Source organism: Streptomyces sp. NPDC052910 (assembly GCF_055585605.1).
Window position 1 is genome coordinate 527,900 of the sequence record NZ_JBVJJR010000002.1, and the last position, 12,439, is coordinate 540,338.

The 12,439-nt window shown below is 75.5% G+C and carries 10 protein-coding genes; 3 read left to right on the plus strand and 7 right to left on the minus strand.

Translation table 11 applies throughout. From position 1 onward, the window contains the following. Positions 1–16 precede the first annotated feature (16 nt). Together ACZ6X9_RS08095 and ACZ6X9_RS08100 are read left to right on the plus strand one after the other, a co-directional pair. A complete protein-coding gene (locus ACZ6X9_RS08095; protein WP_469777098.1) occupies positions 17–1,696 on the plus strand; it encodes an ABC transporter ATP-binding protein in 1,680 nt (559 codons plus the stop codon). Beyond that, the gene (locus ACZ6X9_RS08100; protein WP_469777099.1) at positions 1,689–3,764 is read left to right on the plus strand and encodes an ATP-binding cassette domain-containing protein; all 2,076 of its coding nucleotides are present in this window, start codon (positions 1,689–1,691) and stop codon (positions 3,762–3,764) included. Before ACZ6X9_RS08095 ends, ACZ6X9_RS08100 begins: the two co-directional genes overlap by 8 nt. Here the strand turns inward: ACZ6X9_RS08100 and ACZ6X9_RS08105 are convergent. From ACZ6X9_RS08105 to ACZ6X9_RS08125, 5 genes are all read right to left on the minus strand, one after another. Continuing rightward, a complete protein-coding gene (locus ACZ6X9_RS08105) occupies positions 3,687–4,295 on the minus strand; it encodes a response regulator transcription factor (RefSeq protein WP_469777100.1) in 609 nt (202 codons plus the stop codon). The two genes, ACZ6X9_RS08100 and ACZ6X9_RS08105, sit on opposite strands and share 78 nt — an antisense overlap. 355 nt (positions 4,296–4,650) lie before the next feature. Beyond that, positions 4,651–5,421 carry a class I SAM-dependent methyltransferase gene (locus tag ACZ6X9_RS08110; RefSeq protein WP_469777101.1) on the minus strand — a complete coding sequence of 257 codons (771 nt, stop codon included), beginning with the start codon at positions 5,419–5,421 and terminating at the stop codon, positions 4,651–4,653. Positions 5,422–5,430: 9 nt separating this feature from the next. Then, the gene (locus tag ACZ6X9_RS08115) at positions 5,431–6,723 is read right to left on the minus strand and encodes an ATP-grasp domain-containing protein (protein WP_469777102.1); all 1,293 of its coding nucleotides are present in this window, start codon (positions 6,721–6,723) and stop codon (positions 5,431–5,433) included. A 723-nt stretch (positions 6,724–7,446) separates the two neighbouring features. Beyond that, positions 7,447–8,931, minus strand: a complete 1,485-nt coding sequence (locus tag ACZ6X9_RS08120; protein WP_469777103.1) for an MFS transporter — start codon at positions 8,929–8,931, stop codon at positions 7,447–7,449. A gap of 12 nt (positions 8,932–8,943) precedes the next feature. Further along, positions 8,944–9,969: a siderophore-interacting protein gene (locus ACZ6X9_RS08125; RefSeq protein WP_469777104.1), complete on the minus strand. Its 1,026-nt coding sequence runs from the start codon at positions 9,967–9,969 to the stop codon at positions 8,944–8,946. Between the two features lie 300 nt (positions 9,970–10,269). Here ACZ6X9_RS08125 and ACZ6X9_RS08130 point away from each other — a divergent pair, with 300 nt between their 5' ends. Continuing rightward, positions 10,270–10,866, plus strand: a complete 597-nt coding sequence (locus tag ACZ6X9_RS08130) for a TetR/AcrR family transcriptional regulator (protein ID WP_469777105.1) — start codon at positions 10,270–10,272, stop codon at positions 10,864–10,866. A gap of 263 nt (positions 10,867–11,129) precedes the next feature. On the opposite strand, the gene ACZ6X9_RS08135 is transcribed toward ACZ6X9_RS08130, so the two are convergent. Continuing rightward, positions 11,130–11,834 carry a Clp protease N-terminal domain-containing protein gene (locus ACZ6X9_RS08135; protein ID WP_469777106.1) on the minus strand — a complete coding sequence of 235 codons (705 nt, stop codon included), beginning with the start codon at positions 11,832–11,834 and terminating at the stop codon, positions 11,130–11,132. Between the two features lie 128 nt (positions 11,835–11,962). After that, the gene (locus tag ACZ6X9_RS08140) at positions 11,963–12,439 is read right to left on the minus strand and encodes an SRPBCC family protein (RefSeq protein WP_469777107.1); all 477 of its coding nucleotides are present in this window, start codon (positions 12,437–12,439) and stop codon (positions 11,963–11,965) included.

Consider the following 12,439-nt stretch of genomic DNA (forward strand, 5'->3'; position numbering starts at 1 on the left):
CCAAGGCGGTGACCCCATGACGCCCGGCAACCGGCTCCTCCTGGCCACCACACGCCACAGCGCGGCCCGAGCCACCGCCCTGACCGCACTCAGCCTCACCTCGGCCGGAGCCGCCCTGCTCCTCCCCGCCGCCCTCGGCCGGGCCGTGGACCTGCTCCTGGCTCACGACGGCGGAGCCACCCGCTGGGTGGCCCTGTGCGCCGCGCTGCTCGCCGCGCCCGCCGCCCTCGACGCCCTCGCCGACCTGCTGGCCGGCACGACCACCGCCCGCTCCACCGCCTGGCTCCGCCACAAGCTCGTGCGGCACATCCTGGCCACCGGCCCCCGCGCCACCGCCGACACCCCACCCGGCGACCTGGTGACGCGTCTCGTCGGCAACACCGCCGACGCGGGCGCCGCGCCGGGCGCCCTCGCCGCCGCCGTCGCGTCGGTGGCCGGCCCGCTGGGCGGCGTCGTCGCCCTCGCCCTCATCGATCCCTGGCTCGCCGCCGCGTTCCTGGCGGGCGCGCCTCTGCTCGTTCTCCTTCTCCGCGCGTTCGCCCGCGCCTCCACCGACTGCTCCGCCCGCTACCAGCGGCTTCAGGGCGACATCGCGGGACGGCTGGCCGAGGCCCTGACGGGGGCCAGGACCATCGCCGCCGCGGGCACGGCGGACCGCGAACGCGCCCGGATTCTGCGGCCGTTGGGCGGCCTGTCGCGGCAGGGGCACCGGGTCTGGCGGGTCCAGGGCCGGGCCGCCGCCCGTGCCGTCACCCTCGTACCGCTGCTCCAGATCGCAGTCCTGGCCGTCGCCGGGCTGCGGCTGTCGCAGGGGCGGATCAGCGTGGGCGACGTCCTGGCGGCCTCCCGGTACGCGGTGCTCGCCACCGGAGTGGGCATGCTCGTCGGCCAGTTGGGCGGCCTGGTGCGGGCCCGGGCCGCCGCGGGCCGGCTGGCCGAGGTGCTCGCCGTCCCGGCTCCCGCGTACGGGTCCCGGCCGGCGCCGCCCGGCGACGGCACCCTGGAACTGCGCGGCGTCACCGCGGTGCGCGGCGACCGGACCGTCCTGCGCGACGTGGACCTCACCGTCCGGGGCGGCACCTCGGTGGCCGTCGTGGGCCGGTCCGGCACCGGCAAGTCGGTGCTGGCGGCGCTCGCCGGGCGGCTCGCCGACCCGGACGCGGGAACGGTCGCGCTGGACGGCGTCCCGCTGCCGGAGCTGAGCCACGACGCGCTGCGGCACTCCGTCGGCTACGCCTTCGAGCGGCCCGCCCTCCTCGGCGGCACGATCGGCGGCACGATCGCGTTCGGCGCGGTCGACCCGGGGCACGAGGCGGTGACCGCCGCCGCCCGGGCGGCGTGCGCGGACGGTTTCGTCCGCCGGCTGCCGGAGGGGTACGCGACGCCGTGCGCGGCGGCGCCCCTGTCCGGCGGCGAGGCGCAACGCCTGGGCCTGGCACGGGCGTTCGCGCACGCGGAACGCGTCCTCGTGCTGGACGACGCCACGTCCAGCCTGGACTCCCCCACCGAACGCGAGGTCGGCCGGGCGCTGTTGCACGACGTCGCCGCCCGTACCCGGCTGATCGTCGCCCACCGCGCGTCGACGGCCGCCCGCGCGGACCGCGTCGTCTGGCTGGACGACGGCCGGGTGCGGGCGGCCGGGCCGCACGCGGAGCTGTGGCGGCTGCCCGAGTACCGGGCGGTGTTCGGTGCCTGAGCCGGGCCGGACACCGTCCACCGCCCGGCGGGGGCTGCGCTTCCTCGCCGCCCGGCGGGGCGCCCTGGCCCGGCTCGCCGGCTGGTCGGTGCTGGAGGCCGGGCACACCTTCGCGCTGGGCTACGCGCTGGCCCGGGCCCTGGACGGCGGTTTCCTCGCCGGCCGGGCGGCCACCGGCCTGGGCTGGCTCGGCCTGGCGGCGCTCGCCGTCCTCGCCGGGGCGTACGGCACCGGGCGCACCTACCGCGCCACGGCGGACCTGGTCGAGCCGTTGCGTGACGGCCTCGTCCGGCGCGTGGTCGCCCGGGCGCTGGTGGACGGCGACGGCGCGGCGGTCTCCCGTCTCACCCACCAGGTGGAGATCGCCCGCGACACGTTCGCCGGGCTGGTGATGGTCTCCCGCTCCTTCGTCTTCACGGCCGCCGGCGCGCTGGCCGGGCTGTGCGCCCTGGCGCCCGCCCTCCTCCTCGCCGTGGTGCCGCCGTTGCTGCTGGGGCTGTTGTTGTTCCTGGTGACGCTACGGGTCCTCGCCCGCCGCCAGGAGGCCGTCCTGATCGCCGACGAGGCCCTCGCGCGCTCCCTCGACGAAGTGGCGCGCGGGCTGCGCGACATCACGGCGGGCGGCGCGGAACGGCGTGTCGCCGCCGCGACCGGCGCGCTCGTCGACGCCGAACGCGACGCGGCCCGCGCCCTGGCCCGCTGGTCGCTCGTGCGGGTCGCCGCCCTGGCCCTGGCGGGCCGCCTTCCGATCGTGCTGCTGCTCGTCCTGGCCCCCTGGCTCCTGGGCCGCGGCGTCACCCCCGGCGCCTTCGTCGGGGCGCTGGCGTACGTGACCCAGTCCCTCCTCCCGGCGGTCCAGGACCTCGTCCACGGCCTGGGCGCGAGCGGAGCCCGGCTCGCGGTGGTCATACGGCGGTTGACGGCGGGAGCGGCGGACGACACCGGCCGCCCCCGCGCTCCGGAAGCGGGCGATCCCCGGGGGACGTCCGCTCCGGACCCGGCCGCCGCCACCGGCCGGACGGCGCGAACGGCCCGTGGCGCCGTACGCCGCCCCTCGTCCGCCGCGACCTCGGACACACCCGCGACGAGCGCGACAGGCACGACAGGCACGACAGGCACGACAGGCACGACAGCGCCGAACGGCACGGCGGAGCCGGTGGTCACACGCGGTCCGTCGCCCGCGCCCCGGGCAGGCCGCCCCGAGGCGACGGCGACCGCCGCGTCGCGCGGGTTCGGGCCGGGTCCCGCCGCCCCGGCGCTGGAGTTCCGCGGCGTCACCTTCGCCTACGGCCCGCACGCCGCCCCCGTCGTCCGGTCGCTCGACCTGAGCGTCCCGCCGGGGGCCCGGCTCGCCGTCGTCGGGCCGAGCGGGATCGGGAAGTCGACCCTCACCGGGCTGGCGGCCGGGCTGCTGGTGCCCGGGTGCGGTGACGTCACCGTCGGGGGGCTGCCCGCCCGGGACGCGGCGGCGCGGGCCGGACGGGTGCTGATCCCGCAGGAGGCGTACGTGTTCTCGGGCACGCTGGCGGAGAACCTCGGCTATCTGCGGCCGGAACCGGTCCCCGAGGACGAGCTGTGGGCGGCGACGCACGCCGTCGGCATGACGGAACTCGTCGAGCGGATCGGCGGGTTCGGGGCATCGGTGGCGCCCGCGGGTCTCTCCGCGGGCGAGCGCCAGTGGATCGCGCTGGCCCGGGCCTGTCTGTCGCCGGCGCCCCTGGCCCTGCTGGACGAGGCGACCTGCCACCTCGACCCGGCCGCCGAGGCCCGCGCCGAGGACGCGTTCGCCCGCCGGCCGGGCGGCACGCTGGTCGTCGTCGCGCACCGCGCCGCGTCGGCGCTGCGCGCGGACCGGATCCTGGTCATGGACGGTCCCCACACGGTGTGCGGGGACCACGCGGAGCTGCTCCGCGTGTCCCCGCTGTACCGCGACCTGATGGCGGACGCCCGGCCGGACGGCCCGGACTGCCCGGGCGCCCCGGCCGGCCCGTCACACCCAGCCGGCTCCCTGGGCGACTCTTATGGCGTCCACCCGGTTGCGGGCGCCGGTCTTCCGCGTGATCGCTGACATGTAGTTGCGCACGGTCCCGTTCGACAGGTGCAGGCTGCGGGCGATCTCCCCGACCCCGGCGCCCTCGGCGGCGAGTGACAGGACGGTGAGCTCACGGCGGGTGAGCGGGATCTCGGAGGCCTCCAGGAAGCCGAAGCCGAGGGATTCGTCGATGTAGCGCTCCCCCTTGGCGACGTGTCTGATGCCCTCGACCAGCCGGTCGGGCGAAGCGTTTTTGCTCAGGTACCCCAAGGCCCGCTCCTCGTACGCCCGGCGCAGGGGCCCCGGCCGCTCCGCGCTCGCCAGCGCGAGCAGGGCCGGACGCGCGTCCCTCTCGCCACACCCGCCCGACAGCTCCCGCAGGCCCGCTCCGGTCGCGTGGGGGCTGTCCATGTCGACGACGCAGACCCGCGGCCGCACCGTCCGCGCGGTGACCACCGCCCGGCGCCACGGTGCGGCGTGCACCTCGAACTCCGGCTCTCTTCCGATCAGTTCCATGAGGGCGGTGCGCAGCAGAGAAGTGTCGTGCACCAGGAGAACTCGCGTCACGGATTCCGTCCCACCCTTCCCGTTTCCCCCCGTTGTGCGTCTTGCTCGGGGCACGTCAACAATTCATACCGGCGTGTGCCACGGTCACGGGCGGGGATCACTGACCCGCAGGGGGCGCAAGGGCGCACAACTCCCGTCACGCGCGCCCCAAATTCACTCGAACGCGCCTGCCGGAACTCTTGAAAGAGCAGTATCCCCCTGGTCCGTCAAGGCCGTGTGGTTCGCGACAGCGGTTGCCCCGCAAGCGGCCCCGGCAGTCCGGAGGGGCCGGGAGAGGCGGGGAAACGCCACCGGGGCCGCGGTACGGCCGCGCGCCACGCCTCCCGCGCGTCTCGCCGAGCCGTGCCGGCGGACGTCAGGCGCCCGTGAAGCGGGCCAGGGTGAACAGGGCGGGGCCGGACAGGTCGCCATCGGTGGTTTCCGTGTGGTCGTACATCCCGAGGACCCGGAAGCCGTGCCGCGTCAGGTGGTGCTCCAGCTCCATCGGGTACAGCAGCCGGAAGCGGACGTGATCCGTCACCGGCTCGCGGTCGGCGACGCGCCACAGCCGTCTGCGGGTGAGGAGTTGGCGGCGGCGGTCGAGGGTGTATGCGGCCTCGGCGGTGGCGGTGACGGTGGGGGTGGTGAGGCTGAAGTGACGCGGGAACGCGGCGTCGATGGGGTCGGCGAGCGGGTTGGGTACGTGCAGGAAGAGCAGTGTGCCGGGCCGGGAGTGGGCGGCGAAAGTCTCCACCGCGCGGGAGACGTCGTCGTTGGCGTGCAGATTGGACAGGGCCCAGCCGAAGCAGGTGACGGCGTCGAAGGTCCGGCCCAGCCGCAGGTTCCGCATGTCGCCGGTGCGGTAATCCGGGCCGGGACGCCGGTCGCGGGCGAAGGCGAGCATGCCCTCCTGGCAGTCGAAGCCGACGCAGTCCACCCCCGCCTCGGTGAAGTAGGCGACGTGCCGGCCGGTACCGCAGCCGGCGTCGAGCAGCGTCCGGATGCCGCCGGGGACCCGGTCGGTGCGGTCGGCGTGCTCGGCGAACAGCCGTTCGCAGAACCGGGGGATGTCCTTCTCCGTCCCCGGGTACAACCCCTCGTACAGCTCCGGGTGGTCGTAGAGCAGGTTGCTCAGCAGAGGGTCCATCGCTGCCTCTCACACGGCGGTGCCCGCCGGCTCGGTCTCGAAGGTGATCCCCGCCGCCAGCCCGGCCACCAGGGTGTCCAGGGCGTCCGCGTCCGGGGCTGCGGCGACGAAGACCGCCGGCCGGGAGTAGGAGTCCCGGGCGGGCCCGATGACGTCCCCGGGCGCGACCCGGAGGTGGGCCGCGAGCACGGCCGGATGACGGCGGACGTCGTCCCAGCCGTGGACGGCGCGCAGCTTGCCGGGCGACGCGAGCGGGAACTCGGCGCGTGCCGCGCCCGACGCCCCGGGCACGGGGGCCGGGGCGCGGCCGAGCAGATCGTCGACGAGGGTGCCGTACAACTCCAGCCCGGGCCGGGTGTGTTCGACGAGGGCGTGGATGTAGTCGCCGCCGCCGCGGTCGTGCAGCTCCCCGAGGACGACGCCGTCGGGGGTCACCCAGAACTCGACGTGGAAGACGCCCCGGGTGACCCCGACGGCCGTGAGCGCGCGGGCGACCGCGTCGGCGGCCTCCCCGGCCGTCGCCTCGTCCAGTCCGGAGGGCACCCGCTGGCTGGTCTCCACGAACCCCTCGCCGGTCCCCTTGCGGGTGAGCGCCAGGATCCGGGGGACGCCGCCGACGAGGACGCCCTCGGCGGAGTACTCGTCGCCCTCCACGAAGGTCTCCACCAGGAAACCGGCGGACGTGGGCAGCGCCCCCATGGCCGCGGGCGGTGACCCGAACGCCGCGATCGCTCGCGGCAGTTGGTCCGGCCGGTCGATCAGGGAGACGCCGATGCCGGCCAGGCCGTCGCGCGGCTTCACCACCCACGGGCCCGGCCCGTTCGCCCGCAGGAACCGCTCGGCGTCGGCCGGACCGGCGCAGAGGGCGGTCCGGGGCTGCGCGAAGCCCGCCGCGCGCAGCCGGTCCCGGCACAGATCCTTGTTGCGGACCCGGCGCACGGCCTCCGGGTCGTTCCCCGCGATGCCCAGCTCGCGGGCGATCACGGCGGCGGGGAGGACGGACAGTTCGCGGATGGTGACCACGGCGGAGACGGCCGGGGCGGCGGGGTGGCGAGCGCCCGGGCCGGCGCGTAGGCCGGCGGCCCAGGCGCGGCAGGCGTCGGCGTCGTGGACGTCGAGCGGCAGTACCGTGTCGTAGCGGGCGAGCTCGTCCGGTGTCGCCGTCCGCAGGTTGGCGGGGGTGTCGGCGCCGGTCAGGGCGAGCCCGCGGCGTCCGGCCTGCTCGCACAGCCGCCGCAACTGATCGCGGGCCCACGGCGTCAGGGCGGTACAGCCCAGGACGAGGAGTGTCTCCTCCGTCACGCCAACCGACTCCCTCCCCACCGAAGGTGCCGACGGGCGGGCGGCCGTACGGGCACCGGACGCGCCGTCGGGCAGGGCCCTACGAGTATGCGCACCCGCCGGTGGCCTGCCAACCACACCCGCCCGGCGGGCGCGTCGGAGGGGCGGGAAGCGGCCAGCGGCGAGGCGGGGGCTTCACGGCGCGGCGGGCGGCGCCGCCGTCCTTCCGTGCGCGGCGCGGCCGGGCCGACGCCCCGGCCGGCCCGGCCAGCCGGCTGAAAGCAGGCCGCGGGTACTCGGCCGCCGCCGTCGCGGTCGGTGGCGCGGACGGGATCGGCGGGTGGACCCGCCGGGGTCCGGCCGGCCGAAAGGCCGGAGCGGAGATGCGCGGACGCCGCCCCCTCGCCCCTCCCCGCCGCTCTACGGCCCTTCCCGCCGCCCACCCCTTGATCTCTGATGCCCGCCTCGCCATGCCCCGGCCCCGGCCTCAGGACATCGGCCTCCGGGCACCGGTATCAGGACACCGGTCTTAGGGCACCGGTCTCAGGACACCGGCCCCAAGACACCCGCTTCCGCGCCGGCTCCGCCGACAGATCCGATCCCGCCGCCGACGCCCCCACCCCACCCCGCCGCGCCAGCCCGGCATCGCTCCTTGAGGCCGCCCCCCAACGGCCCCCGGCCCCGCCCTCAGCAAGCCGCCCCCAGCGGCACCGGTCTCGGGACACCGGTCTCAGAGCCCCGCCCTCAAGACACCCGCCTCCGCGCCGGCTCCGCCGGCAGGTCCGCTTCCGCCGGTGCCTCCGCACCCCGCCGTGCCCGGCCCGGCAGGGCGGCCGTCAGCAGCGCCGCCAGCGCCAGCAGTCCCGCGCCCGCCAGCAGGGCGAGACCGTAGCCGCCGTTCAGTGCGACCGGCGGTGCGTCGCCGCGGCCGGTCAGTGTCGCCGTCCGGCTCGTCGCCACGCTCACGGTGACGGCCAGGCCCAGGGAACCGCCCACCTGTTGGGCGCTGTTGAGGATGCCGGAGGCCATTCCCGCGTCGGCCGCGGGTACGCCCGCGGTCGCGGCGGCGGCCAGCGGGACCACGCACGCGCCGATGCCCATGCTGGTGACCAGCGACGGGCCCAGGACATCGGTGAGGAAACCGCCGTCGGCGCCGATGCGGCTGAACCAGAACAGTCCCAGCGCCCCGACCAGCGCGCCGGCCGCCGCGGGCACCCGGGGGCCGGTCCTGGCGGAGATCCGCCCGGTGAGCAGGGCACTGGTGACGAAGCCGAGGCAGAAGGGGATGAACGCCAGGCCCGCGACGGCGGGGCTGTAGTCCAGGACCCGCTGGAGGTAGAGCGAAACGAAGTAGAAGCTCGCGAACTGGCCGGCAGCCAGCAGCAGCATCGTCACGTTCGCCCCGCCGACCGTCCGGCTCGCGAACAGCCCGAGCCGCACCAGCGGGTTGCGGGCGGCCCGGGACTCGTACCCGACGAAGCCGCCCAGCAGCACGACGGCGGCGCCGAGCAGGCCGAGCATCAACGGGGAGGACAGCGGGTGGTCGCCGGTGCGCCCCACCCCGTACACCAGGGCGGCCAGGCCGGTGGTGGCGAGCAGTGCGCCGCCCACGTCGAGCCGGCCGCGGCGCTCGGGCCGGCCGTCGGGGACCATGCGTCCGGCCGCGGCGGCCGGCACCACGACCGGCACGTTGATCAGCAGCACCCAGCGCCAGTCCAAGTACTCGGTGAGCACCCCGCCGATGAGCACCCCGGCCGCGCCGCCCGCCGAACCGGCCGCGCTCCACCAGCCCAGCGCCCGTCCGCGCGCCGCCCCTTCCGGGAAGCAGGTGGTGACGATCGTCAGGGCCGCGGGGGCCAGCACGGCCGCCCCCAGCCCCTGCACCGCGCGGGCGGCGACCAGTTGGCCCGGCGTCTGGGCGATCCCGCCGGCAAGGCTCGCCGCGCCGAACAGTCCGAGCCCCCACCAGAGGACCAGCCGGCGCCCGTAGAGGTCGGCGATCCGGCCGCCGAGCAGCAGACACCCGCCGAAGGCGAGGGTGTAGGCGTTCACCACCCACAGCAGCCCGGACTCGGTGAAGCCCAGGTCCTCGCGCATGGCCGCCAGGGCCACGTTCACCACGGAGGCGTCCAGCGTCACCATGAACTGGACGGCCACCACCACCGCCAGCACCCAGCCGTACCGGATGCCGTTCTTCCCGGTCACGGCCGGCATGTCGTCGTCCCGCACGTCACTCTCCTGTCAGACGCCCGGCCGGACGGTCTGGGGGGCGGCTTCGCCGGAGCTTCCGTCGCCCTGGAAGGCCGGGGCGGCCGGGCCACCTGCCGTGTCTGTCGCACCGTCAGGACCGTCAGAGCCGGCAGAGTCGGCAGAGCCGCCGGGTCCGCCGGGCCCGCCGGTTCCGTCCCGGCTGTCCGCCCGGTCGTCCGCGTTCACGTCGTCACCCTCGGTGGCGACCCATTGCTCGACCGTCATGCCGTGCCGCCAGTAACCGGAGGCGTCGAGGGCCCTCCGGTCCAGCCCGCGCTCCCGCAGCAGGTGCCGCCGGACGGCGCGGACGGCGCTCGCCTCCCCGGCGACCCAGGCGTGGACCACCCCCTCGGGCCAGGCCAGTTCGCGGACCGCGTGCTCCAGCGGTGTCGGCGCGCGCCACCCGTCGGGACCGCGGTGCACCCAGCGGATCTCCGTGCCGGCGGGCGCCGTCAGGTACCGCTCCTCCGCCGCGTCCGCCACTTCGGCGATCACCAGGGCCCGGCCGCCGGCCGGGACGCGCTCCAGCAGGGTGGCGATGGCCGGCAGGGCGGTCTCGTCGCCGGCGAACAGATGGACGTCGGCGGTGGGGTCGGGGGTCCGGCCGCCCGTCGGCCCGGCGATGCCGAGCAGGTCGCCGGGGCGGGCCCGGAGGGCCCAGTCGACGGCGCGGCCGTCGCCGTGGACGACGAAGTCGACGTCGAGTCGCAGGACGGCCGGGTCGAAGGAGCGCACCGTGTACGTCCTGGCGTGCGGGACGGTGGCGCCCTCGGGGTAGCGCATGCCGGCGGGGCCGATCTCCGGCAGGGCCGGCGCCCGTTCGCCCGGCGCGGGGAAGAACAGTTTGATCCGCTCGGCGGCGGCACGGCCGGCCGCGAAGCCGCGCAGGGCCTCGCCGCCGAGGTGAAGCCGCAGCATGCGGGGGGTGAGCGGGGTGGCCCCCAGCAGCGGGGCCAGGCAGGTATCGATCCGGGCGCGCGGGAGCCGCTCGGGCGTGCTCCCCTCGGCTCGCCTCATCGGCGGCACCTCGTTTCCGTGGGTCGTGCTCCTCGAACTCTCAAGTCTTCGAACAGGCGGTTACCTTACATGTATAAAAACGCTAGGCTCAAGGTCTCGCAGGCGGTAGCGGGAACCATCGGGCCACCGCCGCCGGCACGAGCGAGCACAGAACACCGGCACGGAACACCGGCACGGAACACGAGCACGGAACACGAGCACGGAACACGGGCGCGGAAAGAGGGCGGAACACTGGCCGGCAACAGCACTTCCAGCGGCGGCAGGCGGGGCCGGCCGGCCCGGCTCTCCCGCGAGCACATCGTGGCGGCGGCTTACGAGATCATCCTCAAGGAGGGCGCCGAACACCTGACGATGCGTCGGCTGGCGGCGGCGCTGGGCAGCACCGCCATGGCCGTCTACCACCACGTGCGGGACAAGGACGAACTGCTCGCGCTCGTCCTGGAGCACGTCGCCCGCACCCTCCCCCGCCCCCCGCTGCCCGAGGACCCGAAGGACCGGCTGGTGGTCGTCTGCGGCCTGATGCACCAGGCGTTCGCCGAGCACCCGTGGGTGGTGCCGATCGTGGCGCGCGGCGAACTCGTCGGCATATCGGCGGTCTGGATGACCGAGGAGATCCTCAAGGCCCTCACCGCCTGCGGACTCGACCGCGAGGAGGCGTTCTGGGCGCACCAGACCATCTGGTACTACACCGCGGGCCGGGCCCTCGCCACCCCGCCGCGCCTCGTCCGCGACGACGACGGCACGGGCCGCCACTACCCCGAGACCACCGCCGCCCGGGAGACCGCGGCCCAGTACCCGCACGTCACCTCCTACACCGAGGACTCACGGGACCTGGAGGCGCGCTACACCTACGAACGCGGCGTCCGGCACATCCTGGACGGGGTGCTGGGCGTCTGACGACGCGGCGGCCGGTCGCGGAGGCCGATCGCCGGGGCCGCCCGGGTGGCGGTGGGGACCGGCTCAGCCGACCCTCCTCCCCTTGTCCGACGCCTCGGGCGAGCCGTTCCATCAGCGGGGCGTAGCCCGCGTGGGAGAACTGCGCCTCGTTGTCCCACGGGACGACCTGCCCGGCCTTGACCGCCGGCAGGTCGCTCCGGGGGAAGGCGAGTGCGGGGGCGGTGCCCGCGCGCCACCCCCGTCCCGCCGGGAAGTCCTCCTCGTTACGGCTCGTCGTGCGTGCCGAGCCGTCGGGCGGCCTCGGTCCTGACCGTCTCGCGCAGCTCCTCCGGTGTGAACCCGAGGTCACGCAGTACCCGCGCGGCCGGGCTCTCCTCGACGCGGATCAGGCCCAGCAGCAGGTGTTCCGTGCCGACCCGGTCGTGCCCCAGGTCGTCCGACGCGCGGCGCGCCTGCTCGATGGCCTCCTTGCTCTCCGGCCGGAACGCGATGTGCCCCCGTGGCGCCTTCACCCCGGCCGGCGGCAGCACCGCCGTGATCACGTCACGGACCCGCTGCTCGGACCCGGCCTTGGCCACCAGCATTCCGTGTGCCAGCCCCCTCGGCTCGCCGAGCAGGCCGAGCAACAGGTGTTCCGTGCCGATGAAGTCGTGCTTGTGCGTGCGGGCGGCCTCCTGCGCCAGCACGATGCCGTGTCGGTTCGACTGGGTGAACCGCTCGAACGGGGTGGGTGAGTGGCGCTGTTGGGCGGCCTGTTTGGACACTCCGATGGCGTCGCCGATCTCCGTCCACGACGCGCCGTTGCGCTTGGCCTCGCCGACGTAGTGGTCGATGAGCTGATCACCGAGGTCGGACAGCGTCTGCGCACGCAGCCGCGCCTCACTGATACGGGCCAGTTCACCGGCCTCGGGAAGTTCCTCGTCGAGCCGTGCGATCAGGTCGGCGAGACTGATGTCGAGTGGACTCATGCGTCAACCGTAGATTGACGCCACCCGGCCGTCAACCATCAATTGACGCCGTATTCAGGCCTGTTCACCCCCGCAGTCACGGTCAACGACGACTTCAGGACCGCGGGGAAGTGCCGCCAACCGGCCCCTCACCCACCGCAGACGAGTCCGTCCAGATGCCGCAGCGAACCGGCGAGGTGGTAGGGGCCGAACGGCGGGAAGCTCAGGTACTCCCGGATGGACGGGGGAACCGCCGACCAGTCGTAGGTGAGCGTGACCTCGGTGGCGGACGGGCCGAGCGGCGTGAGGTCGTAGCGCCAGAACCAGCCGCCGAACTCCAGTCGGCCGCCGCCCTTGTCCTGGCCGGTCAGCCAGCCGATGGCGTGGGGCGGGTCGAGGACGTGGACCTTGTTGGCCACGCGGTAGTCGCCGTCCGGATGGCCGGGGTGGTACATGTCCACCCGGAAGACCTGCCCCACCTCGGTCAGCGGCGCCCGGTCGACGGCTTCCCGCACCCAGCCGGTGCCGTCGATCGCGGAATGGGCGGTCGGGTCGGCCAGTACCGCGAACACCCTCGCGGCGGGCGCGGCGAGGGTCCGGGTGGCGCTCACGCTTTCGTGGTCCAC

What these genes read in the sequence shown, in the direction of transcription:
- ACZ6X9_RS08095 (WP_469777098.1), top strand. Translation starts at nt 17, where the DNA reads ATGACGCCCGGCAACCGGCTCCTCCTGGCCACCACACGCCACAGCGCG.
- ACZ6X9_RS08110 (WP_469777101.1), bottom strand. Translation starts at nt 5,421, where the DNA reads ATGGACCCTCTGCTGAGCAACCTGCTCTACGACCACCCGGAGCTGTAC.
- ACZ6X9_RS08125 (WP_469777104.1), bottom strand. Translation starts at nt 9,969, where the DNA reads ATGAGGCGAGCCGAGGGGAGCACGCCCGAGCGGCTCCCGCGCGCCCGG.
- ACZ6X9_RS08135 (WP_469777106.1), bottom strand. Translation starts at nt 11,834, where the DNA reads ATGAGTCCACTCGACATCAGTCTCGCCGACCTGATCGCACGGCTCGAC.